Below are 23,094 nucleotides of genomic sequence, written 5' to 3' on the forward strand. Positions count from 1 at the left end.
TGCTTTACTTTCAGTTCTATGCAATCTTCCCAATTACTTTGATCAATAGATTTTAAATAAATCAAATTTGGATTCCTCCTATAATAGTCTAGTTTATTTTATCCGAATCATTAAATTTATATTGTTTTATTTGCATAACACATCACTCCTTATAGGATATTATAGTTTACAAACTTTAATAGAAAAACTCTCATGTATAAATTGAGTTCTTTTATAAGAATATCCAATTTTACTAGCATTATATCCTGCGTTTAATCGTTTACTTCTGTAATATTACCTTCCATTTCAACTAATCGAATTTAAAATCATCACCTTCTTTTTATTTCTTCATATTCTATAGAAAGAAGTTGAATAATGTAGGGCAAACGTTATGGGAAGAAGCATATTCATGTTAGCGTTTGTAGTCTCTGGTGATTTCAGTTCATCAATAGTGTGGTTTTTAACAGCTTTATTTGTGGCAATACAAAGCTGTTATCAATCATTTTTATAATTTCTATTATTGTAGTCGCAAGTCTAATATAGCGGTGCATTGACATAATCAGCTGTGTCTTTGAATAATCTGAAACAAAGTTAATCTTAGTACACAATAGAATTTTCCAAAAAATCACCATGAAGCCTTTATAGTTTTGTCATTGAAGAACTAGGCACAGTTGCACCATTTATAATCCATATTAACCGTCTATATTTTTACAAAATAGGACAAATTTAAGCTGTTTCCTACAAAAAGAGTTGCTTTTTTACTGAAAGTGAGATTTTGTAAATTTCTGTTCTCATAACATCCCTTTAGAATGATAGAATGTTTTTATACAGTGAAAGAAGGAGGAGAAGGATTCATTGTCTAATCAAAATGAAACTTCATTAGATAAGGAAAAACAACCTGATCAGAAAATTAAAATAGAAAGAAAAGAGGGAGAACCGACTGCTGCTTTTAAAGGTGCTTCTTGGGCAGCTTTGCTAGTAGGTGTTTCTGCTTATCTTATAGGATTGTTCAACGCAACGATGCAACTAAATGAAAAAGGGTATTACTTAGCCGTTTTAGTTTTCGGACTCTATTCAGCCATATCGTTACAAAAAGCGGTAAGAGACAAAGATGAGGGAATACCCGTTACTAGTATTTATTATGGTATTAGTTGGATCGCACTTATTCTATCTATTTCATTAATGGGTATTGGGTTATATAATGCTGGAAGTATTGTTTTAAGCGAAAAAGGTTTTTATGGTATGTCCTTTGTTCTTAGTTTATTTGCATCCATTACGGTCCAAAAGAACATTAGAGACACACAAAGAGCAAAAGAAAGAAATTAAGTTATATCACTCAAGGAATCTAGAAGTTCATTCTGGATTCCTTTTGTCATTTGTTCTTGTCTCATTACACTCCTAAGCGTATCAAGTCCTCGGCCTGTCCAAGTTCAGTACAATACGCTTTCGATTTATGTAAAAATCTTTCCAATTGATATTTGGTACCCTGCCCCCTGTTGTACGTTGAAAGTGAAAAAAGTCGAGACTAATTTTTCAAGCCCCCTTCCCTCTATCAAATTCCGAGTAAAACGATGTTTTGTCAGGAGACTAGACGAAAAGAGCATGGCTATAATTAGCCATGCTCCGTTAGATATACATTAATCTATATTATTTTTCTCCACTTATCGCAACTAAAATCTTAGATTGTGTTTTGTCACTTGTTAACGTTTTGAATCCTTTGTCAACAATCTCATCTAGTTCAATTTGACTTGTGATGATTCCTTGTGGTTTTAGTTGACCAGAGCTCATAGCATCTATTGTTCTTTGGAAAATTGATGGTGTATAAACAATTGATGATAATACATTAACACCTGTATTTGTAAGTTGCATTGGATTCCATTCGATCGGTCTAGCAAAAATCGAAACAATCATCATATTACCACGAGGTTTTGTTACATCAATTGCTTGTTTAAAGGTAGGAGCTACTCCAGCAACCTCAAAGGATACATCAACTCCATCTGCTACGATTGCTCGAACTGCTTGTACAGGATTTTCTTTACCTGAGTTAATAACATGAGTTGCCCCTAATTCTTTTGCCTTCTCTAGTCGTTCGTCAGATAAATCTAATACAATAACTTTGCTTGCACCAGATGCTTTGGCAGCGATTACTGTTAGTAATCCGATTGGTCCGGCCCCAAATACTGCAACTGAATCTCCTAGTGTAACCCCAGCATCTTTGACAGCTTGTACAGCAACAGCCATTGGTTCTACAAGTGCACCATCTTGTAATGTTAAATTATCTGCTAAACGGTGGATATTTGTTACGGGGACGTTGACATATTCTGCAAATCCACCGTCTCCATGTAATCCGATGAAGTTAAATCCATCATATCGATCGACATCTTCATGCTTGTTTCTATACGTTAAAGTAGGGTTGATTACAACTCGGTCCCCTGCTTTAAAATCAGTAACCTTAGCGCCAACTTCTTCGATGATTCCAGCAAATTCATGTCCCATTGTAAGTGGGGCAACCTCACCTGTTAATTCAGCTTTGACATCAACTGGTACGAAAACTGGACCTTCTTCGTATTCATGCAAATCACTTCCACAAATACCAGCCCACGCTACTTTTACTTTCACTTCTTCTTCTCTTAAAGCTCGTAATTCAACCTCTTCGACTCTAATATCTTTCACACCATGCCAAACTGCAGCTTTCATTTATGTTACCCCCAAAATTATTTAAATTGGTACCATAAAATAACATCTTTAATAGCTACTCGTGCATTATCAAAATCCGATGCTTCTATACACTTGATAAATGTATTGATGGACATGTGATAGGATTCAACTAGATTCATTTTCCATTTTGTTTGTGCAGCTACGTTTGTAACAAATATGGTTTCTTTAAAAAATCGTAGCATCGCAATATTTCCTGTAACATCAAAAAACAATTGTAATAAGTGTGCAAACGAAACAACATATTCATAAATATTTTCAGCAGACTTTCTTTGTTTCATTGCTTCAAAACGACGTAATAGTTCGCTTTGCAAATCGGCCGTCCATTTAGATTCACACTTTGTAAGTGCAGTATCCAATAGGTAATAAAGCGCTTCCAAATAATCCTTCAATTCCTGATCCGTTATAATCTTCACTCTTACACCTTTATGTTGAACTTTTTCAACTACACCATCTTTTTGTAAAAGATAAAGAGCCTCACGGACAGGTGCATGACTTACTTGTAACTCTTTTGCAATTTCCGCTTCTATTAAGCGCTGACCTTGTTCATAATACCCAGAAAATATACGAAATAATAATCGTTCAGCTATTTGCTCAGAAATTGTTTTTTTTGAAATTGAATTTTCATCAAACCCCATTAAACCACTCCATTAAATTTATATCTTCTATTTTAACATAGTTCAGTGTATAGGGTGATTAGCTAAAGGTGTTATATATTATGGATTATAGATTATCGATAATCTATAAAGGTATTTTAATATAAAAGCTTGTTACTTTCAATTATCTTGTTTTGGAATGCTATTGAAGAATCTTTTAAGAGAAGTTTAAAACGCTAGGAAAATGATTGTTACGTTGATTTGATAGTTAATTTGAGATGGTTTGCGAAGATGAGGATATAAGATAGTAGTTCTGAGCCTTACATAATGACTCACATTAGATTGATATGGAGTTTTAGAATAAAGTTCCTTTGATTTTTTTAATATTGTGTAGTAATATATACATACTTAAAAAGAATGTACAGTACTTTTAGTTACTTTTGTATATTATAGGAGGTTTACAATGCAAAAAATTTATAATATTGGTGTTGAAGCTACACTTGAAGTCATTGGCGGTAAATGGAAACCGGTTATTCTTTGTCATTTGAACCACCATGGTAAAATTCGAACAAATGAATTCCGACGATTAATTCCAGGTATTTCCCAAAAAATGCTCACAAGTCAATTAAGAGAATTAGAACAGGCAGGATTAATCAACCGAAAGGTCTTTAATCAAGTACCGCCCAAAGTGGAATATTCCTTAACCACTTATGGACAAGGAATGGAACCTATTCTAAACATGCTTTGCACTTGGGGCGAAAAGCATGTTGAATTATTACAGGAAAATGGCGAAGATGTCATGTTAAAACAACGTGATGATGATATAGCCATGCAGCAAACATCGTAATGAGAAGGAAAAAGAGACTGTCAAACACAAAACAGTCTCTTTTTCCTTTTTAACGCATTTAGGGTTATGTCGTATTATCTATTGAGAATGTGAACGGTGCCATAGGATCTTTCATTTAAGAATTTACTATTTGTAAACGATGAATCTCTTGTTTTTCCAGTAGCGGTTCTGTTTGCTGACCACAATATTTATAATGTTCAGCGTTCATATGAAATATAAGCGCCTCCTCATCTTTCCATCTTTCATAAAAAATAAATGTATCACTATTTTCAACAGATTCATGAAGAGTATATTGGAGACAGCCGTCTTCCATTCGAGATGCTTCAACTAAGTTTAATAACTCTTTTCTAAGCAGTTCACCTTTCCCAGATTTAGCTTTTAAAACCGCATTGATTATAATTTCTGTCATTATTTTCTTTCTCCTTGTTAAGGATAGATTATCCTCTTATTCATACATATAAGATCGCGTCATAGGAATTGAATCATTAATGCCTTTTGTAAATACAAATTGATGTAAATCAATATTACCTGTAAAGAATGAAGCTGCACAGGCATTTAAATATAAGCGCCACATACGAATGAATCGCTCATCTTTAGTCTGACGAATTTCACCTAGCGCATGTTCAAAATTTCGAGCCCAGTGTTGTAAGGTTTTACCGTAATGTCTACGTAAGCTTTCCACATCAACTATATAAAATTGTTGATTTGTCATATTGGTAATTAATTCGTTGACAGCAGGAACATATCCGCCAGGGAAAATATATTTTTCAATCCATCCATTTGTAGCACCATTCGTTGGCGATGAAATACAATGAAGCAGAGATAAACCGCCGTTATTTAATAGTGTATTCACAGTTTCAAAGTATTCCGTAATGTGATCTTTTCCTACATGTTCAATCATGCCTACACTAACAATTTTATCGAATTTACGACCTTGAATATCACGATAATCAAGTAAAGATACTTCAACCAACTCAGTAAGTCCCTCTTGCTTAATTCGCTCAGAAGTCTTTGCATATTGCTCCTCACTTAATGTTACGCCCATGGCTTTAACACCATATTGCTTTGCTGCAGCTGTGATCAGTTCACCCCATCCACAACCAATGTCCAATAAAGTATCACCTTTCTGAAGATTTAACTTCCTTAAAATATGATTTACTTTATTATGTTGAGCTGCTGTTAGAGTATCTTTATCGCTTTTGAAATACGCACAAGAATATGTCATTGTGTCATCGAGCCACAATTTATAGAAGTCGTTCCCGATATCATAATGGTGAGCAATATCTTCTTTATTTTTTTGTTTGGAGAAATTCCATTTACTTTTGAAATATTGCAATTTACTATTACCTAAAAAACTATCCTGCTTTTTGTAAATAGATTGAATTGCTTTTTCAAGATCTCCTTGTATTTCAAGATCTCCATTCATATATGCTTCACCAAATGCAATAGAAGGGTCCTTAGCAACCTCTTTTTTTGATAGAGGCTTATGGAATGTTACATGGAAACGAGGTTTTCCCTCACCATAATGTAAGGTCTCTCCATTCCAAAGTGTAATTTGAACAGGGTCTGAAAAGAGATTTTTTAGTATATTTTTATAAAAAAATTCTTCAACCATTTAAACATCTCCTATTGAAAAGTTAAAAATATCTAGATGACCATGATGAGTAAAATGAAAAGGTTACTCTTATAAAGCATGGATTCCATCATTTCTTAAATCAGTAATTTGAACACAAGACATACACCTAGATAGCCCTTATAGTGTGGCTCTCTACAAAGGTATACAAGCTAAGTCTTACCTATCAGTGTTATTTCAAATCAGTCTTCTTATAAAAACAGGAAATACTAAGATAAACAGCCAAGGCTTTTTTAGCACTTGGCTGCTGAAGTATCTTTAAAATGCCATATATCTGAAATCAGTTGTCAGTAACCAGATTATTCTAAAATACCTTTGTAAATCCTTCTAAGCCATTTCATACTCTCTTTACTTAAGATCGTTTGGAAGTGGTGCATGAGGAGCTATTAGTTTTTGTTCACGCATTTCTTTCCAGAATGCTGCCGGAATCACCGTATTTAATGCAGCTTTGTCTTCTACAATTCGCTCTGGTTTACTTGCGCCAGGAATAACCGTAGCAACTGCTAGGTTCGCCAATGAAAATTGTAAAGCAGCTGACTTAATGCTGATTTGATGACGATCTGCAATACTTTTGATTTTTTCTACTTTCTTTAATAAGAAAAAGTTTACACGATAAAATACCTCATCATTCATTCTCGTCTTACAAATGTCATTATGAAATATATCTAACACAATAAAAAGTACGTACTTAAAAGTGCTATAGAAACAAAAAAGTACCTAAAAGAATGGAAAATATATCTGATAGATACCTTCTTGGTGTTCATTTATCTTGTTTAAATGTGCCTTATCTAAAGAAATTTTCTCACAATATCTACTCATTGATAAATATAGGAATAACCCCATTTCTACTACCTCTATTATGCCCCTCCTAATTACTTATGCTTCATTCATCTCTTTTCATTAGTTATTGCGCTTATCAATTCACATTGCTGTTCATCTAAAGCGAAATTTTTCAAAATCATCACCATCTTTTTTTCTCTTCATATTCTATAGAATCAGGTCGAATATTGAGGGGGAAACGTTATGGGGATTGAATTCACAGCTCTCCATTGGATTTACGTTGTTTTTATTGTGCTCATCATCGGATTTATGGTTAAACGTCGCGATACCACCCTCATTTGTATACTTGGCATCTTTGTGCTCGCAATCGTTGCGACTGGCGATTTAACTTCGTCTATCAGTGGCGTTTTTAACAGCTTTATCTATGCCATTACAGAGCTGTTATCAACAATTCTTATTATTTCGATTATCGTTGCTATGAGTCGAGTGATGATGTCTTCAGGTATTAATGAGGTCATGGTTGCACCTTTCACAAAGATCATTAAAACACCTGCCCTTGCCTATTGGACGATTGGTCTGTTAATGATGTTAATCTCCTGGTTTTTCTGGCCATCTCCTGCAGTTGCATTATTAGGAGCTGTGCTCTTGCCTGTTGCCATTCGAGCGGGACTTCCGGCACTTGGCGTTGCTATGGCGATGAACTTATTTGGGCACGGGATTGCGTTATCAAGTGATTTTGTCATACAAGGGGCTCCAAAATTAACGGCTGATGCTGCGGGTATCCCTGTTGGAGATGTAGTTTCGGCTAGTATTCCACTCGTCATTACAATGGGCGTTGTAACCACAATTGTTGCTTATATTTTTTTACGGCGAGATATGAAGCGAGGAACGCTGCTTTTAAATACTGGCAACAACGAAGAGGAGGATGGCGAACAAGAAACTGCGGAAAATTTACTGTCAATTGGTCAAAAACGTTTCTTCGCCGTGCTTATTCCCATTGCCTTTATCTTAGACGTCATCGCTATGTCAGTATTCAATTTAACGGGCGGCGATGCAACTGCTTTAATCGGTGGAACCTCTGTTTTTATTTTACTTTTGCTTAGTGTTGTTACTCATAAAGGAGAAGGGCTCGAGAAGACGACAAGCTATTTGATTCAAGGATTCCAATTCGGCTTTAAAGTTTTCGGGCCTGTTATCCCAATCGCCGCATTCTTCTATCTTGGAGATGCTGGCTTCACACAAATTCTCGGTGACCACCTACCTGCTACCTCGCATGGTATTGTGAATGATCTTGGTGTTGGTCTTGCAGCGGTCGTCCCTTTAACAAAGGAAATTGCGGTTATCACGTTGGCGGTCGTCGGTGCCATTACTGGATTAGATGGTTCGGGCTTCTCTGGAATTTCCCTAGCAGGATCAGTTGGCAGTCTCTTTGGCAATGCCATTGGAGGGGGAACAGCCACTTTAACTGCTTTAGGGCAAATCACAGCGATTTGGGTAGGCGGCGGTACTTTGATTCCATGGGCGTTAATTCCCGCTGCTGCAATTTGTAATGTGAGCCCATTTGAATTGGCAAGACGTAACTTAATTCCTGTCGTTATTGGGCTGATTGTGACAACGATTGTAGCTGTGTTTTTAATTTAGATAAAAATGAAAAGAGATGGTCACTTTATTAGAAACCATCTCTTTCACTCTCCACATAATATTTTTGTAAGTTCTTATGAAACATTTCTTTTAGTTGGCATTCGTTAATGCCTAAAATATAGGCTTCTATCATTATTTGTTCCACACTCATCGATAGTTGTTGAAGTGAAATAGTCTTTGCTTTATTAGAATCTACAGTAACAAGTGCTCTAGTATGAGGGTTAATGGTGATAATGCCCTTTTTTTGAAGCTCTTTGTAGCTTTTACGAACCGTATGAAGATTGAGGTTTATTTGTGTCGCTAACTTGCGAATAGAAGGCAAATGATCACCCTTTTTTAAATTTCCTGTCGCGATTAATAAATGCAGTTGCTGGGTAAGTTGCTGATAATAAGGAATTTTGCTCCTTCGATTTACTTTTACATTCATTTGTCGAGGAATCCTTCCATTAAAATTTCTTTTTGGCAATAAAATGATGCATGATAATCATCATTAATAGTACAAGCAACAGTGTGACAACAATAGTAACGTAATACCATGTTTCCACGTCACCTGTCACTAATATCGTTGTAGCATACAAGCTATTACTAGCAGGATTAAGTACATCTAAGAATGGATGTAAACCAGCACATAAACGACAAATAAATAAGACACCTATACTAATTAAAGCAATAAATGGTGAACTATTAAAAAATGTGCTCATCATGGTAACAAGTGTTATGACAAATAACAGCCAAATACAATAAAATACTAAAGCTATCAATGCATGAGTTATCGGTACAGAGGTAAATAAATAAGATGTATAGCCAAAGGACATTGCATAGCCTAGAGCAATACATAGAACAGCTAAAACATAATGACTAAGGATCTTACTATTTAAGTAGGATGAGATAGAGACAGGCCTTGTGAAAATGAATGCCATCATCCCATTGGCTTTTTCTCCTTGAATAATGCCCATCGTCGCAATGGCAAGTATGATAATACCTAGTTGATCAAATTGGGAATTAAGGGTGGAGGCAAGCACTTCTTGTCCCTCTGGCTTTGCCAATGTAGGATCAATCATAATCCCTTCAATCCCACCCATTGATTGTAAAATAGCAGGCAAGAAATGCATCATGATCGGTTGAGTTAAGCCTAGTAGGATAAATACAATTGGTAACCAAACTACTTTATATTCCTTTGTCATTTGATTGATTTCTTTTTTACTTAATGCTAAAAACGTATTCACTCCACGTCACACCACCAATTCTAAAAATATTTCTTCTAAGCTTTCTTGAATGCCAAGATCAAACTTTGTAAATAACACGTTTGAATCCAAACCGTACTGTAGCAATCGATGGGCATCCGCTTCCAATTGATTAACGTATACTTTAAAACCATCACCACTACTTTCGATTCTCTTTACATACGGTAAATGTTCAATCGTTGTGAGCCACTTAACATCTTTCTTTTGAATCATTAAAAAGATAGCTGAGTCTTGATAGCGATTAAGTAACTCTAATTTCGACGCATCTTCTATTTTGTAACCATTTTTAATCACGACAAAGCGTTCGCAAATTTCCTCTGCATCACTTAATATATGGGTGGAAAATAATATGGTCGTATCTTTTTTTATGTCGTTTAATAAATTCAATACTTCACGTCTACCTATGGGATCTAGCGCTGATACTGGTTCATCCATAATGATGAAAGCTGGCTTGTGTAATAAAGCTTGTGCGATGCCAAGACGCTGTTTCATTCCTCCTGAAAATGTTCCGACATGAGCATGTGCTTCTTTCCCTAAGCCCACTTTTTCTAAAAGAAATGGAATGTCCTTTTGTAGTTGATTTTTCGAAATACCAGAAAGTGTCCCCATAAAGGATAAAGTTTCAAATGCTGTCATCCAGGAGAAAAAATTAGGATACTGTGGTAAATAACCGATTTTGTTTTTCATCTTTGAAATTTTTTGTCCATCAAGTACAATGTCTCCTTCATCTGCATTAAGAATGTCAGCAATGATTTGAATTAATGTGGTTTTCCCTGCCCCGTTTGGTCCAATAAGTCCTACACATTCATTCGTATCGATAACCATTGAAAAATTATTCACAGCCGTCTTATATTTAAACTTTTTTGTAATATTATTAATTTCTAAGCGCATGTTTATTTACATCCTTTCTGCCAATCACGAAATATAGAACAGAACCAATTGTATTAAAGAATAAAATAATAATTGCCCACATCAGTATATTTTCTCTCGTCTCTCGGTGCCGATATAAATCGACTAGTGCAACAACGATAAGTAAAAATCCTACGAATAAAAAAGGTAAAAGGATTGGTAGTATACCTGCCCAATCAATTTGACCTAAGTCTTCAAAACCGTAATGTAATTTCATCTTAATATAGCCCCTTTCATTATCATTATCGATAATGATAACAAAAATCTTAAAAAATTACATTACCTTTTTACTGTACATCTCAAAAAAAAATCTATAGTATATTTTTTGATAATGTTCTCATATTGATAACATTTGATTGCTTCCCTTGATACTATCTCATTTTATCTGATAGGAGGATCGATTTATGCGTAATAAAGCAGAGGTATTAATGCACCCTGTGAGAATGAAAATTTTACAAGCTCTTATGCACAATAAAGAAGAAGGCTTAAGCACTTTGGAGATGATTTCTGTTATTAAGGATGTACCCCAGGCTACTTTATATCGGCATATCCAAATTTTAGTGGATGAAAACATCATAAAAATTGTGAAAGAGCGTAAAGTACGTTCTGTTACAGAGAAGTTTTATGCATTAAATGAAGGAGCAGCAAAACTTAGTAAGGAGGATTGGACACAACTTTCAACCAAGCAAAAGTTAAATTATATTTCTTACTATCAATTAGCTTTACTTTCTCAATATCAAAATTATTTACAATCCCTTGATGAAAAAGAAAGTACTGCAGATTTAGCAACTTTTTCTTTCATTGATTTGACATTAACAACGGAGCAATTCAAGAACTTTGATAATGAATTAAACGAATTATTAACTAAATACTATAATATGGCCGACTCAACTAAAGGTTCTGAAACAAAAACGATTGCTTTAAATATTATTCCAAAACCTTAGGTAGTATTTTACGTAAAGAAATGGAGAAGATTTATGAAAAAAGGAAAGTTACTTCAAAACATAAGAAAATTAATCATGATTATTATTGGCGCAGTTATTGCGGCGTACGGATTAGAAGCTGTTTTAATTCCTAATGATGTTATTGATGGTGGTGTTACGGGTTTAAGTATTATGGGCGCTCACCTCTTTGGCATTCCGTTAGGCGTACTGCTCTTTGTACTAAATATTCCGTTCATTTATATCGGCTACAAGCAAGTAGGAAAAACATTTGCCTTAATGAGTTGTGCTGGTATCGCAGCATTATCCATTTCTACGGTTCTTTTACATGATGTCAAAACCATTTTAGGACCAAATGATCCCTTACTGATTGTCTTATCTGGTGGTATGCTACTTGGTGTTGGTATTGGTATTGTCTTACGAAACGGTGGAGCTTTAGATGGTTCCGAGGTGTTAGCCGTACTATTATCACGTAAGATTCCATTTTCAGTCGGTGATATTATATTATTTATCAATGCCTTTATTTTCTTAGGGGCAAGCTTTATTTTCGGCTTAGAAAGCGCATTATACTCAGCATTAACATACTATATTGCAAAAAATGTTATTGATATAATCCAAGTTGGTTTAGAAAAATCAAAAGAAGTACGTGTGGTCAGTGCAAAATCTGAGGAAATTGGTGATGCCATCCAAGCACGCCTAGGTCGTGGTGTTACCTATACACATGGACGAGGTGGTTTCTCCAATGAACCAACTGAAATTTTAAATTGTGTCATTAACCGTATGGAAGAAAATAAATTAGTTTCGATTATTAAAGATATTGATGACGGTGCATTTGTTGTTATTTCCGATGTTTCGGAGGTTCGCGGCGGTAACTTCAAGAAGCGAGATATCCATTAATATAAAAGTAAGTAAGGCTTCTATAGTCTTACTTACTTTTTTTGTTTATTTACTTACTGGAGAGGTTACAGTTTCATGTGTTTCATATTTTAGGCCACCGATTAAACAGAAAGCTCCAATAGCTACGACTACTGCAGCACTAATCAATGCATAGTGATAGCTATTGGTTATATTGGCAAGCTTTCCTGCAATGGATGGCCCAATCATTTGTCCAAATGCATAGCCAGCCGTTAAATAACCTAAAATTTTATGGCTATTAATAGGAGCTATATGTCTTGCTAGCGTTGTACTAACTGTTGTGATGCCCATAAAAGTAGCGCCAAAAATAAAGGCACTAGCATAGAGTGTAATCGTATTCGAGGCAAATGCAGGTAAAATAATCCCAACTGCTTGAACGATCATGGATACAAATAATGTTTTTACATAACCATACTGCTGCGCTAGCTTTGACCATACGAAGCACGATGGAATGGCAGCTATTCCCACAACAAACCAGACAAAGGCAGCATCCCCATTAAAGCTTGTTGATTCTCGCGCAATCGATACAATAAAAGTACCTGTGACAATATAACCTAGCCCTTCTAAACTATAGGACATCATTAACCACTTCATCCATTTCTTTGGTGGAGTTCTCTTCGATGTAGTGGGTTCATGTATCCGTTGTTGTTCACTTGGCCTAATAGGTTTGATGAATAGTACGATAATGCCAAACAATAGAATACAAAACAAAGCTAACGCAATCCATGTGCCATTCCAATGGTAGATTGCCTGTATGGGTGACACAATAATGGCACTTAATGCAATCCCTACACCAACCCCACTATAGAAAAATCCTGATAAATGCATTTTACTACTACTAGCCAACTGATCGAGTACAAGACTAGCAATCACTACAAAAATAAAAGCGCTCACTACTCCAGAGATAAACCGAAGTATATACCATAAAACAACATTATCTGTAAAGCCCATAAATGCAGTTGTAAGAATGCTAATAATTAGCCCTATTTGCAAAAACGGAATACGTTTATTCTCTAAGGTTAAACGACCTGCCACTATTGCCCCTATTAGATAGCCTAAATAGTTGCTTGTTGCTAAATAACCAGCAGTCGAACGGCTAAATTCAACTGTTTCTTGCATATAAGGTAAAATGACCGTATAGGAAAAACGACCAATGCCCATGGCAATGATCAAAGAAAAAATACCACCTATTAAATATTGAACTGTTTGTTTGTGCATCGTATCACTCCTTCTCTTCTCCACTATATCGAATAATTAGCTATCACAAATATGTTCAATTCGTTATAATTAGTATCAAAAAAATTGATAGCTGGAGGGCCAATGAATATTAATGATTTAAAGATCTTTCGAACAGTCGTCCAAACAGGGAGTTTTTCAAAAGCTGCTACAGCACTTAATTACACGCAATCAAATATCTCTATGAAGATCCAAAATCTTGAGGCTATGTATCATACAACATTTTTTTATCGGGGGCATCGAGGCATTCAACTAACACCTAAAGGGGAACAATTTTACGAACTGGTATTAAAGATGCTTCATCTCTATGATACATCGTTTGAGATTTTACAAAATACAGAGGAACAAAGAGGAATTTTGCGCATTGGTTCAATGGAAACTACAGCAGCACTTCACTTACCAGCACTGTTAACACCATTCCATCAAGCCCATGAACAGGTTGATATCACTATATTGACTAGTCCATCTCAGCATAATATTGAACGGTTAGAAAACTATGAAATAGATGGTGCATTCGTGACCGGGCCTGTATATAAAGAAAATATATTGGTGAAGGAGTTTATCTGTGAAGAGCTTGTTTTTATCACATCTTCTAAGCATAAGCCCATTAAAAATTTGAGAGACTTAGAGGGTAGCACTGTGATTACGTTCCGAAATGGCTGTTCCTATCGAGCCATTTTGGAGCATTGGTTACACGAAGACGGAGTACGTCCTCAAAATAGAATGGAATTTGGTACGCTTGATGGTATAATTGGCTGCGTTGCTGCTGGATTAGGTATTACTTTACTTCCTCGTGCTATTGCGGAAAAATATATGGCAACACAAACACTAACTCTGCACGAATTAACGAATAAGCAAGCACATATTCCTACCTGGTTTATTTATCGTAAGGATGATGTACAATCACCAATACTTCAATATTTTTTAGAATCAATAGACGCGTATGACTATCCATCAGTTTGAGTGTTCTATCTATTATTTTCATTACTAAAAGAGCTGTTCAGTAGATTTCCCCCACTGAACAGCTCTTTTCATGTTTTCCTTTGACGGCTGAACGTAATTCCTTTAGGCTTTAATTAGATATAGAAAGGAGCTTTTTATGGATATTTTTATCGCTAGTAACCGCCAATTACCTATCCGTTATTATGTGCAAGAATCGGTCTGGATTCGTCGCGGGGGCAGTACAAAACTTCCCGATGTAACATTGCCATTTTTTGTAGAGGTAGAAATGAAACATCCTCATAATTTAGCCATTATTAGAGACTATATTTTTGACTTTCAACGACAGTACAAGCAGACAGAAATTCAACTTTTAATAAAGGACATAGCTCACTTAGCAACCATGCAGGAAATGCTTTCACACGTTAAGCAAATCCATCATACCATCACCATTTACCCACTGTGATTTGGATTAAGTCGTTAATGGCAATGTGATAATAAAGTACAATGTCTCATTTTTATATGTAGCGTGAATGGTTCCTCCGTGAAGCTCCACAATGCTTTTGGCAATCGCTAGACCCAGCCCAGAGCCTTCTGTTACATTCGTTCTTGACTGATCCTTTTTATAAAACCTCTCAAATAAACTATCAAGCTCTTCTGGTGTAAAGGCATCACTTTGATTTGCTACACCAATACGCACATGATCGCCTTGCCCTTCAAGAGAAACGATTATTTTTCCGTCACCCGTACTATAGTTAATCGCATTGATTAATAAGTTATCAAACACACGAACAATTTTTTCTGAATCAAGCGCCGCAAAAACTCGCTCTTCTGAAAAATGCTTCTTAAAAATGCGTTGTTTCTCCTCTGCAAGTGGCACTAATTCCTCCATTAATTGATCGAGTAGCTCATTTAAACAGACTTGTTGTCGCACTAAAGCATTTTTATCATTTGTTAGCTTTGTATATTCAAATAAATCATCAATTAAATTTTTTAATTGCTCGGATTTAGAAAAGGCTATTTTCAAATATTCGTCGTATTGCTCTTTTGTCTCATATTTTTCCTCTCTTAATAGCCGTAGGTAACCCATTATGGAGGTAAGCGGTGTTCTCAGATCATGTGAAACATTTGTAATGAGCTCATTTTTCTGTTGCTCAATTTTCCTTTCCATTTCGATACTTGTCATGATTTCTTCTGCCATTTGGTTAATATTATCTGTTAATAAAGCAATTTCATCCTGCCCTTTTTTCTCAATGCGAAAGGCTAAATTCCCCTTTGCTATTTCCAATACCCCCTCTGCTAACGCTTCTATTTGATTCATTTTGCGCTTGGTTATATAGAAGAACGATACAATAAATAAAATAATACCAATGAAAAAAGGTATAGGTCCTTCACTCGTACTTGTAATGGCTTCACCTTGTGGAAGGCCACTTACGAAAAAATAATAGTTTTTATCTTGCAAGGTCAGAGGTACTAATGTTGAAAATTCTCTACGAGAAGTTTCAATCGTATCAGGATACGCTTGATCAAACGGCTGATTAATTGTAAAATCCATGACCTTTCTAATTTCTTCATGTAAATCAATTTGTGACTCTTTTACCTGCTTTGTTTTATATAAAACCTTCCCTACCTCATCTGTTACTACAATTTTTAAAGCATTCTGGTCACTTTCGAAATTTTCATCTTCTTGTTCAATCAATTGCCTCAACACATTCACATTATTTTCTTGGGTCGCTAATTTTGCTGTATCTTGTGCCTGATAATACATCATCTTCATACTGTAGCTATAATCAACGATGACAGTGTCATTAATATTCTCAAATAAAGGGAGGACTGCCCGTGATACTAAAAAGCTTCCAAGTGCACATAAAATAAAGGTTGTAAATAATTGAATTCTAATGCTGCGCTCTATATTATTCTTTATTTTTCTGTAAATACGCTGGAGGGGCCCCAGTAGCTTTAAGAATAGCCTAAAGATCTTTTTCAACTTTATATCCTACTCCCCAGACAGTTTTGATATATTGTGGATTTCTTGGATTTGTTTCAATACGTTCACGAATTTTTCGTATATGTACCATCACTGTATTTTCTGATTGGAAAGCTTCCTCTTTCCAAACCTTTTCATAGATTTGCTCTGCGCTCATCACGATGCCCGGATTACTTACAAGTAGTTCCAAAATAGCAAACTCTCTTGGTGTTAATTTTACTTTTTCATTGTTAACAAAGACTTCATGAGTCGCTGTATTGAGACGCAAATCACCGATTTCCATTTCCTCACCATTGCTATTATTTAAGCCATTCATTTTAAGATAGCGCCGAAGCTGTGATTTAATGCGTGCAATCAACTCTAATGGATTAAAGGGCTTTGTCACATAATCATCAGCCCCTATTGTTAAACCAACAATTTTATCCATATCCTGTGACTTTGCAGTAAGCATGATAATCGGCATTTCCGCTACTTCTCTTACCTTCATACACATTTCTATACCATCCACTTTAGGCATCATTAAATCGAGTACTATTAAATGTACCTGATGCTTCTTCAGTAGCTGCAAGCCTTCTTCCCCATCACATGCCTCTAGCACATGATAGCCCTCATTTTTCAAATAAATAGCGATAAGATTTCTTATCTCTTTTTCATCATCAACAATTAAAATTGTTTCATTACTCATCTAACCCCACCATACCTCAAATATTTTACTAATAGGAATGTTCCCTATTTTAACTATTTTTTTAATTTTCGAATATAAAAATAATAAAGCAAGCTGATTATGACGATGACGATACCTAAATAGATACCATATTTAGTAGCAAGCAAAGAAATATACTCAATCTGGCTACCAAATAAGTGCCCAAGTATGAAATAAATTAATGTCCAAACAAAGCCTGTTGTATACGAGAATATGGCATAAGTTTTAAAGGACATATGATTCATCCCGACCAAGTACGGAAGAATATGTCTAACAATCGGGATAAAATAACTAAAGACTAAAGCAAAACGCCCATATTTATCAAGCAAATCTTTGGATTGCAATAAATACTTTGCTTTTTTCTTTTTCATAAGTTTATCGAGCACTCGTTGACCAAATTGTCTACCTAGAACATAACCTAGTGAAAGGCCTGAAACAACACCTAAATAAGTAATTAGAAAGGATTTCCATACACTCATTGTATCTAATGACGATAAAAAACCACCACTCATTACAATCATCTCATCCGGGAGTGGCATCCCGATAATGCCTAGCCATAAACTGAAAAACAATGCAAAATAGCCATATTGATCAATAAATAGTAAGAGATCCTGCAACTCCATTAGCTTACCCTCGTATTTCCAAGTTGACAGCTAAAGACATATGCTGGGGGCATATTGATCCACACTTTTTCATGTGAGATCTCCGCGAAATAGCGTTGGAAGAATGCTTTTTTCACAAGTGAATATTGGAACGTGATGAATTTCCCATCATCCAAACAATCCTTCACATTATTTAAAATGCAACATGATACTTCTGACTTTAAAGATGTAAATGGTAGCCCAGAGATAACATAGTCTATTTTTTCAATATGCAACTCGTCTATATATTGCTTCATATTTTCTGCAGAGCCATTGATTACAATAACATAGGCCTCATGAGCGAACTGTTGACGTAATTTCTCGCAAAAATTCGGATTATGTTCAATGAGTACAAGCCATGTAGCTGGCTTTTTTCTTTTCACAAGCTCCTTTGTAAAAGAGCCCATTCCTGGTCCTAGCTCGACAATACATTGTGCAGTTTCAAAACAAATAGGTTGTATCATTTTATAAGCTAATTTTTTAGAGCTCGGGGAAATTGCTCCAATTGTTTTAGGATGTTTTATAAATTCAGTAAGAAAGGTAATAAATTGCATGAAAATTTCTCCTCACTTTGCATTCATGTAGATGGTTCTAACTATAAAGAGCATTTCTTAACGAATTGCGAGGAGAATTCTTAAAATTTTCTTAAGAGTCATAAAAGCTTAAAAGGTAATTCGTTCTAATGATTATTTCCTACATAAAATAGGCATACAATTGCTTCCAATCGAATAGAAACCTATATAGAGAACAATTAGTCAGGGGAAAAATAAAGTGGGGTGTGAAAGGATGCTTAAAGTAAATGATGCAAAAGAATTGGTACTCGGAATTGTGCAAGATGACCCATTGTTTGTTGCACTACAACATACGCCTTTAGAGGAGAACCTCTATAATGATGCCTATCTAGCAGACATCGATGAATCCAAACACTATACAATAGCAGAAGTCGCGGGCTGGTTTAATATCACAGACGCTATGCTTCGCTACTATTTAAAACCGTTTGAGCAATATGTATTTGACAATGCTTCACCGAACGTACATGGAAATATCCGTTTAAACTTGCCTGCTATCGTAAGGCTAAGAATGATTTTGTTACTGAAGGATGAGTATCGTGTGAGAGGGATAAAATTATTGCTAGGTCTTGATGATAACGGTCAGTTACTTAAACATCAAATTACGGCAACGACCATGGATTCAGAGGATCTAACCCATAAAATTGATGTTCTTGGAAACGTCCTACAACAAATGATCCAAACAGGGCTCTTTCAAATTTTGCCGAATGAAGAGCAAGGGACGTTACAAGTTAACATTAATCAGGACTTTCTTGTCGAAAACATTCAACGCTTATCGACTGATTCAGTCCTTCAAGTGGAAGAAATTCAAAAAGAAACGTTAGAACTAAAGCAGGAAAACGAGCATCTCCAAAAGCAAATTACCGAGCTACAAGAAAACAGTGTAAAGGATATTGTGCAAAAAATTAGAGAGCGTCATATTGAAAATGAAATCGTCTCTACACTACGTACAGAAGCATTACAGGAATTTTCAACGAACAATAAAATTAGCTTTTTCACCAAGATGTTCAAATCCGCCCAAATAGAGATGGAAAAAGAGCAGTTTGTCCTAAGCTATATTTCCAAGCATTTAGAAGAGCGTTTAGAAGTTGCGTTGAACGAATACTATGAAAAATAAAGCAAATACTAGTAGAACATGAGTGAGACTATTTAAAATAGTCCCAGTCATGTTCTTTTTATTAAATCATGATATTACCTGCTCGATGCTGTGAAAATATAATGTATTCATTTAGTCAATCAGGTTCCCTGAATCTATATCAGATTTTCACCCTTACGTATTGGCTACAACATTCCCTAAGAAACGCAATAATCGGAAATGGAGAGAAACCATTTCATCTACGGTTAAGTTCTCATTACCCTTGTCTAACCACTCCTGAATTACCCCCAAAATGGCAGATGCGATAAAGGCTTGTAGGTATTGCTGAAATTCTGGATCTTGCACTTCCTCGCGTATAACGGATAATCTATCTAATATATGATTGCCAAAGATTGTTTTCATTTTTTGTGTAAAGCCCGGACTTCCTTGCTCTCCTAATAGCATACGAAAGGCTGGGGCATGTTCCTTTATGCAGGCTATCACATTAATAAATGGTTGATACAGTTGGCCCATTTTTAATGTTTGAAAAGCATCGACTGGTTGAACATGCTTCACATAGCGTTCTAATTCCACTAAGAGCTCTTGTTGCAAATCCTCCATTACGGCATATTTATCCGCATAGTGTAGATAAAACGTTCCACGATTAATTTGAGCTGCTAATGCTAATTTTTTTACGGTCACACGTTCAAAGCCCACTTCCTCTACTTGCAGAATCAGTGCCTTTTTAATGGCTTGCTTCGTTTCAAAATTCATTTTTTCATGTACCGACACACAAATTCCCTCCATTTACTTAACACATGCTGGCAAACTGTTGATTGTATTTGCTCACATGCTACCGTAAAATTTTTATCAAATCAACATTGTGTTCAGTGAAGGAGTGAGGTCCGTATGGGCAACCAAGCAATCTCTATTAAATCCCTTGAAAAAAAATTTCACCACAAGCAAGTTATTGCCCCCCTTTCTTTAGCTATTCCTAAAGGACAGTTAATGGGCTTACTTGGTCCGTCAGGCTGTGGTAAAACGACGCTAATCAAAATGATTATGGGCATGCTAAAGCCTGATAATGGTCACATTCGAGTGTTAGATTTAGATGTTCCCCATAAGCAATTATTGAATGATATTGGCTATATGGCACAATCAGATGCACTTTATACAGATTTAACAGGTGAAGAAAATCTTCATTTTTTTGCAAAGCTTTACTCCTTGTCAAAAGCAGAAAGAGTGGAGCGTGTAGCCTATGCCGCAAGCCTTGTTCGTTTAACTGATGACCTACATCTTAAAGTGATCAATTATTCGGGAGGAATGAAACGTCGATTATCTCTTGCTATTGCTCTCATCCAAAATCCTAAACTATTAATCTTAGATGAACCAACCGTTGGTATTGATCCTGTTTTAAAAAAAGAAATTTGGCAGGAACTTATTCGGTTAAAAGAAGAGGAACAAAAGACGATTTTAGTGACGACACATGCGATGGATGAAGCAGAAAAGTGTGATCAATTAGCTATGTTAAGAAGTGGTCATATTATTGCGCAAGGCACACCACAAGCGTTAAAAGAATATTACCAGGCAAAAGATTTTGATGAAGTATTTTTAAAAGCTGGAGGTGACGTACAATGAGAATAGGTGCAATTGTCACAAGAATTATTCAGCAAATGAAACGAGATAAACGGACACTCGCTTTATTATTTTTTGCCCCGCTTCTCGTCTTATCCTTAATGTATTTTATATTTAATAGTAACGAAACTTCTGTCACACTTGTTGTCACGAATGGACCCGCACCACTAATCGATAAATTAAAAGATGCCGATTTTACAATTATTGAGGATGATGATTTTTCGAAAAAGCAGCTACAAGATAAAGAGTATGATGGCTGGCTTACAATCAAGCAAAATGATAGTAAGTTAACGTTATTAAATGATGACCCTTCCCAAGCAAAAGCGTTAACGATGCAGCTTGCGCAAATGTTACAACCTTCACACGCTGCTATAGACAGTTTAGAAACGGACTATGTTTATGGTAATGAGGATACGGCAATTTTTGATATTTTTAGTCCCATGTTAATTGGTTTCTTTGTGTTCTTCTTTGTCTTTTTAATTACAGGAATCGCTTTACTAAAGGAACGTACTTCAGGGACATTGGAGCGACTACTTGCGACACCTATTAAACGCTCTGAAATTGTAGCAGGCTATATGATTGGCTATGGATTATTTGCCTTCTTGCAAACGATTATTATCGTGCTATTTGGTATTTATGTACTAGATATCGTTCATGTAGGTTCAATCTGGCTTGTCTTTCTCATTAATATGATGGTTGCCCTTGTATCGTTATCCTTAGGTGCCTTGCTATCAAGCTTTGCTGCTTCAGAGTTCCAAATGATGCAATTCATCCCGCTGGTTATTGTTCCGCAAGTATTCTTTTCAGGTATATTTCCGCTCGATAGTATGGCAGAATGGCTTCAAAACATTGGACGCATCATGCCTCTTTACTATGCAGCGGACGCATTGAATGATGTTATGTATAAAGGTTATACCTTCCCTGATATCGTAGTGAATATCAGTGTTCTTGCCTGTTTCGCCCTCGTTTTTATTACATTAAATATTATCAGTTTAAAAAAATATCGCTCATTGTAAAAAATACAGTAAGGATCCATCCCCCTTTAGAGAAGATCCTTACTGTTTCTTTATTTAAAATGGTTTCTTTTGCCAAACAAACATCTAGTGTCTTACAATTAGGGTAGTTTCCTTTCAAAACCCAAATAAGTAGGTGTTAGATTTATGAATAGTTTGTTTAACGCACAAAATATCACCAAGCAATACAGGGGCATAAAAATTTTAGATAATGTCTCATTTCCAATCGATCATAACCAAATCATTGCTATCGTTGGGAAAAATGGCTCTGGCAAAAGCACGCTATTAAAAATGATTGCTGGTCTTATTACGCCTGACCATGGTTCAATTATTCCTTCCAAACAAAACTTAAAAATTGGCTATGTCCCAGAAGTTTCCCCTTCTCATATTTTATTTACGCCTCAAGAATATCTTTATCAGATGGGGCGAATCCGTGGAATGGCTAAACAAGAACTATTACCGAGAATAAATTATTTACTAGAACTTTTTAGCTTAGTAGATGTTCAAAATACTCGTATTATCAACTTTTCTAAAGGGATGAAACAAAAAATAATGATTATGCAGGCGATGCTGGATGAAACAGATTTGTTGATATTAGATGAGCCTTTATCAGGATTAGACCTTACAACACAAAATGAGTTGGAACAAACTCTTCATAGCCTCAAACAACAAGGAATGACGATTATCTTAAGCTGTCACGAAACAAAGCTTTTGGATCATGTCGTGGATACGATTCTCATGATTCACAACAAAAAAGTGATGCGGACAGATTTACCCTTGAAGGATGTAACCTATAATCAATTAATTTTTGATATTTCTAATCCTACATACTTAGAGGACCTATCTCATTTAATAGAAATTAACCACCAGACACAATTGGCTACTGGTTTTTACGAAGTTAATATTCGCTATCAAGCACAGCATACCGACGATCTTTTACAACAGCTACTTCTAAAAAAAGCTTCTATCAAACAACTTATGCCAATCAATGATAAGGAGATATTTATAGCAAATGATTAGTTTAATGCGTTATCAGTTAAGCAATTACGCGAGAACCTATCAGTATGTGCCACCTTTTTCTATTTTCATTTTATGT

Annotated in this window: 25 protein-coding genes and 1 pseudogene; 11 read left to right on the forward strand and 15 right to left on the reverse strand. The window is 35.5% G+C overall.

From position 1 onward, the window contains the following. Positions 1-834 precede the first annotated feature (834 nt). Positions 835-1,305, forward strand: a complete 471-nt coding sequence (gene yiaA, locus RT445_RS10325) for an inner membrane protein YiaA (RefSeq protein WP_274796260.1) — start codon at positions 835-837, stop codon at positions 1,303-1,305. A 321-nt stretch (positions 1,306-1,626) separates the two neighbouring features. Here the strand turns inward: yiaA and RT445_RS10330 are convergent, their stop codons facing one another. Together RT445_RS10330 and RT445_RS10335 are read right to left on the reverse strand one after the other, a co-directional pair. Beyond that, entirely contained in the window at positions 1,627-2,676 is a 1,050-nt protein-coding gene (locus RT445_RS10330) for a 2,3-butanediol dehydrogenase (protein ID WP_274796259.1), read from the reverse strand. A 17-nt stretch (positions 2,677-2,693) separates the two neighbouring features. Continuing rightward, positions 2,694-3,332, reverse strand: a complete 639-nt coding sequence (locus RT445_RS10335; protein WP_274796258.1) for a GntR family transcriptional regulator — start codon at positions 3,330-3,332, stop codon at positions 2,694-2,696. A 421-nt stretch (positions 3,333-3,753) separates the two neighbouring features. Here RT445_RS10335 and RT445_RS10340 point away from each other — a divergent pair, with 421 nt between their 5' ends. After that, positions 3,754-4,137 carry a winged helix-turn-helix transcriptional regulator gene (locus tag RT445_RS10340; RefSeq protein ID WP_274796257.1) on the forward strand — a complete coding sequence of 128 codons (384 nt, stop codon included), beginning with the start codon at positions 3,754-3,756 and terminating at the stop codon, positions 4,135-4,137. Between the two features lie 115 nt (positions 4,138-4,252). Here the strand turns inward: RT445_RS10340 and RT445_RS10345 are convergent, their stop codons facing one another. The 3 genes and pseudogenes from RT445_RS10345 to RT445_RS10355 form a co-directional block, all read right to left on the reverse strand. Next, positions 4,253-4,546 carry a putative quinol monooxygenase gene (locus tag RT445_RS10345; protein ID WP_274796256.1) on the reverse strand — a complete coding sequence of 98 codons (294 nt, stop codon included), beginning with the start codon at positions 4,544-4,546 and terminating at the stop codon, positions 4,253-4,255. Between the two features lie 36 nt (positions 4,547-4,582). Then, positions 4,583-5,752: a class I SAM-dependent methyltransferase gene (locus tag RT445_RS10350; protein ID WP_312505742.1), complete on the reverse strand. Its 1,170-nt coding sequence runs from the start codon at positions 5,750-5,752 to the stop codon at positions 4,583-4,585. A gap of 366 nt (positions 5,753-6,118) precedes the next feature. Further along, positions 6,119-6,367: pseudogene (locus RT445_RS10355) on the reverse strand (aldo/keto reductase); the annotation flags it as partial. Positions 6,368-6,793: 426 nt separating this feature from the next. On the opposite strand from RT445_RS10355, the gene RT445_RS10360 reads away from it, so the two are divergent. Then, positions 6,794-8,191 (forward strand): hypothetical protein, encoded by a 1,398-nt coding sequence (locus RT445_RS10360; RefSeq protein ID WP_274796254.1) that lies wholly within the window; start codon positions 6,794-6,796, stop codon positions 8,189-8,191. Positions 8,192-8,219: 28 nt separating this feature from the next. Here RT445_RS10360 and RT445_RS10365 read toward each other — a convergent pair whose 3' ends face one another. The 4 genes from RT445_RS10365 to RT445_RS10380 are packed head-to-tail and all read right to left on the reverse strand — an operon-like array spanning position 8,220 to position 10,561. After that, positions 8,220-8,618, reverse strand: coding sequence for a GntR family transcriptional regulator (locus RT445_RS10365; RefSeq protein ID WP_312505745.1), 399 nt, complete (start codon positions 8,616-8,618; stop codon positions 8,220-8,222). A 19-nt stretch (positions 8,619-8,637) separates the two neighbouring features. Beyond that, on the reverse strand, positions 8,638-9,417 hold the full coding sequence (locus RT445_RS10370) for an ABC transporter permease (protein WP_313470524.1): 780 nt from the start codon (positions 9,415-9,417) through the stop codon (positions 8,638-8,640). Positions 9,418-9,423: 6 nt separating this feature from the next. Beyond that, a complete protein-coding gene (locus RT445_RS10375) occupies positions 9,424-10,326 on the reverse strand; it encodes an ABC transporter ATP-binding protein (RefSeq protein WP_274796251.1) in 903 nt (300 codons plus the stop codon). Next, positions 10,310-10,561, reverse strand: a complete 252-nt coding sequence (locus RT445_RS10380) for a PLD nuclease N-terminal domain-containing protein (RefSeq protein WP_313470525.1) — start codon at positions 10,559-10,561, stop codon at positions 10,310-10,312. The genes RT445_RS10375 and RT445_RS10380 overlap by 17 nt, the downstream gene beginning before the upstream one ends. Before the next feature lie 187 nt (positions 10,562-10,748). On the opposite strand from RT445_RS10380, the gene RT445_RS10385 reads away from it, so the two are divergent. Both RT445_RS10385 and RT445_RS10390 read left to right on the forward strand, forming a co-directional pair. Further along, positions 10,749-11,288 carry a transcriptional regulator gene (locus RT445_RS10385; RefSeq protein WP_274796249.1) on the forward strand — a complete coding sequence of 180 codons (540 nt, stop codon included), beginning with the start codon at positions 10,749-10,751 and terminating at the stop codon, positions 11,286-11,288. A gap of 33 nt (positions 11,289-11,321) precedes the next feature. Further along, positions 11,322-12,182, forward strand: coding sequence for a YitT family protein (locus RT445_RS10390; RefSeq protein WP_274796248.1), 861 nt, complete (start codon positions 11,322-11,324; stop codon positions 12,180-12,182). 45 nt (positions 12,183-12,227) lie between these two features. Here the strand turns inward: RT445_RS10390 and RT445_RS10395 are convergent, their stop codons facing one another. After that, positions 12,228-13,418: a YbfB/YjiJ family MFS transporter gene (locus tag RT445_RS10395; RefSeq protein WP_313470526.1), complete on the reverse strand. Its 1,191-nt coding sequence runs from the start codon at positions 13,416-13,418 to the stop codon at positions 12,228-12,230. 102 nt (positions 13,419-13,520) lie between these two features. On the opposite strand from RT445_RS10395, the gene RT445_RS10400 reads away from it, so the two are divergent. Then, entirely contained in the window at positions 13,521-14,399 is an 879-nt protein-coding gene (locus tag RT445_RS10400) for a LysR family transcriptional regulator (RefSeq protein ID WP_274796246.1), read from the forward strand. A 136-nt stretch (positions 14,400-14,535) separates the two neighbouring features. Next, positions 14,536-14,841, forward strand: a complete 306-nt coding sequence (locus RT445_RS10405) for a hypothetical protein (RefSeq protein WP_274796245.1) — start codon at positions 14,536-14,538, stop codon at positions 14,839-14,841. Positions 14,842-14,847: 6 nt separating this feature from the next. Here RT445_RS10405 and RT445_RS10410 read toward each other — a convergent pair whose 3' ends face one another. Genes RT445_RS10410 through RT445_RS10425 form a run of 4 tightly spaced genes read right to left on the reverse strand, consistent with a single transcriptional unit; the run spans position 14,848 to position 18,260 of the window. Further along, complete coding sequence (locus RT445_RS10410) at positions 14,848-16,362, reverse strand: sensor histidine kinase (RefSeq protein WP_313470527.1); 1,515 nt, start codon at positions 16,360-16,362, stop codon at positions 14,848-14,850. Then, on the reverse strand, positions 16,346-17,047 hold the full coding sequence (locus tag RT445_RS10415) for a response regulator transcription factor (protein ID WP_274796243.1): 702 nt from the start codon (positions 17,045-17,047) through the stop codon (positions 16,346-16,348). The genes RT445_RS10410 and RT445_RS10415 overlap by 17 nt, the downstream gene beginning before the upstream one ends. A gap of 53 nt (positions 17,048-17,100) precedes the next feature. After that, a complete protein-coding gene (locus RT445_RS10420; RefSeq protein WP_274796242.1) occupies positions 17,101-17,688 on the reverse strand; it encodes a DedA family protein in 588 nt (195 codons plus the stop codon). Beyond that, entirely contained in the window at positions 17,688-18,260 is a 573-nt protein-coding gene (locus RT445_RS10425; protein WP_274796241.1) for a class I SAM-dependent methyltransferase, read from the reverse strand. The genes RT445_RS10420 and RT445_RS10425 overlap by 1 nt, the downstream gene beginning before the upstream one ends. Positions 18,261-18,492: 232 nt before the next feature. On the opposite strand from RT445_RS10425, the gene RT445_RS10430 reads away from it, so the two are divergent. Continuing rightward, positions 18,493-19,392: a hypothetical protein gene (locus RT445_RS10430; protein ID WP_274796240.1), complete on the forward strand. Its 900-nt coding sequence runs from the start codon at positions 18,493-18,495 to the stop codon at positions 19,390-19,392. Positions 19,393-19,545: 153 nt separating this feature from the next. On the opposite strand, the gene RT445_RS10435 is transcribed toward RT445_RS10430, so the two are convergent. Continuing rightward, positions 19,546-20,142 carry a TetR/AcrR family transcriptional regulator gene (locus RT445_RS10435; protein WP_312505458.1) on the reverse strand — a complete coding sequence of 199 codons (597 nt, stop codon included), beginning with the start codon at positions 20,140-20,142 and terminating at the stop codon, positions 19,546-19,548. Positions 20,143-20,259: 117 nt separating this feature from the next. On the opposite strand from RT445_RS10435, the gene RT445_RS10440 reads away from it, so the two are divergent. The 3 genes from RT445_RS10440 to RT445_RS10450 all read left to right on the forward strand — a co-directional run bounded on the left by RT445_RS10440 (position 20,260) and on the right by RT445_RS10450 (position 23,018). Then, positions 20,260-20,988 (forward strand): ABC transporter ATP-binding protein, encoded by a 729-nt coding sequence (locus tag RT445_RS10440; protein WP_274796237.1) that lies wholly within the window; start codon positions 20,260-20,262, stop codon positions 20,986-20,988. Beyond that, a complete protein-coding gene (locus tag RT445_RS10445) occupies positions 20,985-22,001 on the forward strand; it encodes an ABC transporter permease (RefSeq protein WP_274796236.1) in 1,017 nt (338 codons plus the stop codon). Before RT445_RS10440 ends, RT445_RS10445 begins: the two co-directional genes overlap by 4 nt. Before the next feature lie 144 nt (positions 22,002-22,145). Next, positions 22,146-23,018 (forward strand): ABC transporter ATP-binding protein, encoded by an 873-nt coding sequence (locus tag RT445_RS10450; RefSeq protein WP_312505457.1) that lies wholly within the window; start codon positions 22,146-22,148, stop codon positions 23,016-23,018. Positions 23,019-23,094 lie beyond the last annotated feature (76 nt).

This window comes from Lysinibacillus sp. (assembly GCF_032093475.1).
GTDB classification, from domain to species: Bacteria; Bacillota; Bacilli; order Bacillales_A; family Planococcaceae; genus Lysinibacillus; species Lysinibacillus irui.

What these genes read in the sequence shown, in the direction of transcription:
- RT445_RS10330 (WP_274796259.1), bottom strand. Translation starts at nt 2,676, where the DNA reads ATGAAAGCTGCAGTTTGGCATGGTGTGAAAGATATTAGAGTCGAAGAG.
- RT445_RS10335 (WP_274796258.1), bottom strand. Translation starts at nt 3,332, where the DNA reads ATGGGGTTTGATGAAAATTCAATTTCAAAAAAAACAATTTCTGAGCAA.
- RT445_RS10340 (WP_274796257.1), top strand. Translation starts at nt 3,754, where the DNA reads ATGCAAAAAATTTATAATATTGGTGTTGAAGCTACACTTGAAGTCATT.
- RT445_RS10345 (WP_274796256.1), bottom strand. Translation starts at nt 4,546, where the DNA reads ATGACAGAAATTATAATCAATGCGGTTTTAAAAGCTAAATCTGGGAAA.
- RT445_RS10350 (WP_312505742.1), bottom strand. Translation starts at nt 5,752, where the DNA reads ATGGTTGAAGAATTTTTTTATAAAAATATACTAAAAAATCTCTTTTCA.
- RT445_RS10360 (WP_274796254.1), top strand. Translation starts at nt 6,794, where the DNA reads ATGGGGATTGAATTCACAGCTCTCCATTGGATTTACGTTGTTTTTATT.
- RT445_RS10365 (WP_312505745.1), bottom strand. Translation starts at nt 8,618, where the DNA reads ATGAATGTAAAAGTAAATCGAAGGAGCAAAATTCCTTATTATCAGCAA.
- RT445_RS10375 (WP_274796251.1), bottom strand. Translation starts at nt 10,326, where the DNA reads ATGCGCTTAGAAATTAATAATATTACAAAAAAGTTTAAATATAAGACG.
- RT445_RS10380 (WP_313470525.1), bottom strand. Translation starts at nt 10,561, where the DNA reads ATGAAATTACATTACGGTTTTGAAGACTTAGGTCAAATTGATTGGGCA.
- RT445_RS10385 (WP_274796249.1), top strand. Translation starts at nt 10,749, where the DNA reads ATGCGTAATAAAGCAGAGGTATTAATGCACCCTGTGAGAATGAAAATT.
- RT445_RS10390 (WP_274796248.1), top strand. Translation starts at nt 11,322, where the DNA reads ATGAAAAAAGGAAAGTTACTTCAAAACATAAGAAAATTAATCATGATT.
- RT445_RS10395 (WP_313470526.1), bottom strand. Translation starts at nt 13,418, where the DNA reads ATGCACAAACAAACAGTTCAATATTTAATAGGTGGTATTTTTTCTTTG.
- RT445_RS10400 (WP_274796246.1), top strand. Translation starts at nt 13,521, where the DNA reads ATGAATATTAATGATTTAAAGATCTTTCGAACAGTCGTCCAAACAGGG.
- RT445_RS10405 (WP_274796245.1), top strand. Translation starts at nt 14,536, where the DNA reads ATGGATATTTTTATCGCTAGTAACCGCCAATTACCTATCCGTTATTAT.
- RT445_RS10415 (WP_274796243.1), bottom strand. Translation starts at nt 17,047, where the DNA reads ATGAGTAATGAAACAATTTTAATTGTTGATGATGAAAAAGAGATAAGA.
- RT445_RS10420 (WP_274796242.1), bottom strand. Translation starts at nt 17,688, where the DNA reads ATGGAGTTGCAGGATCTCTTACTATTTATTGATCAATATGGCTATTTT.
- RT445_RS10425 (WP_274796241.1), bottom strand. Translation starts at nt 18,260, where the DNA reads ATGCAATTTATTACCTTTCTTACTGAATTTATAAAACATCCTAAAACA.
- RT445_RS10430 (WP_274796240.1), top strand. Translation starts at nt 18,493, where the DNA reads ATGCTTAAAGTAAATGATGCAAAAGAATTGGTACTCGGAATTGTGCAA.
- RT445_RS10440 (WP_274796237.1), top strand. Translation starts at nt 20,260, where the DNA reads ATGGGCAACCAAGCAATCTCTATTAAATCCCTTGAAAAAAAATTTCAC.
- RT445_RS10445 (WP_274796236.1), top strand. Translation starts at nt 20,985, where the DNA reads ATGAGAATAGGTGCAATTGTCACAAGAATTATTCAGCAAATGAAACGA.
- RT445_RS10450 (WP_312505457.1), top strand. Translation starts at nt 22,146, where the DNA reads ATGAATAGTTTGTTTAACGCACAAAATATCACCAAGCAATACAGGGGC.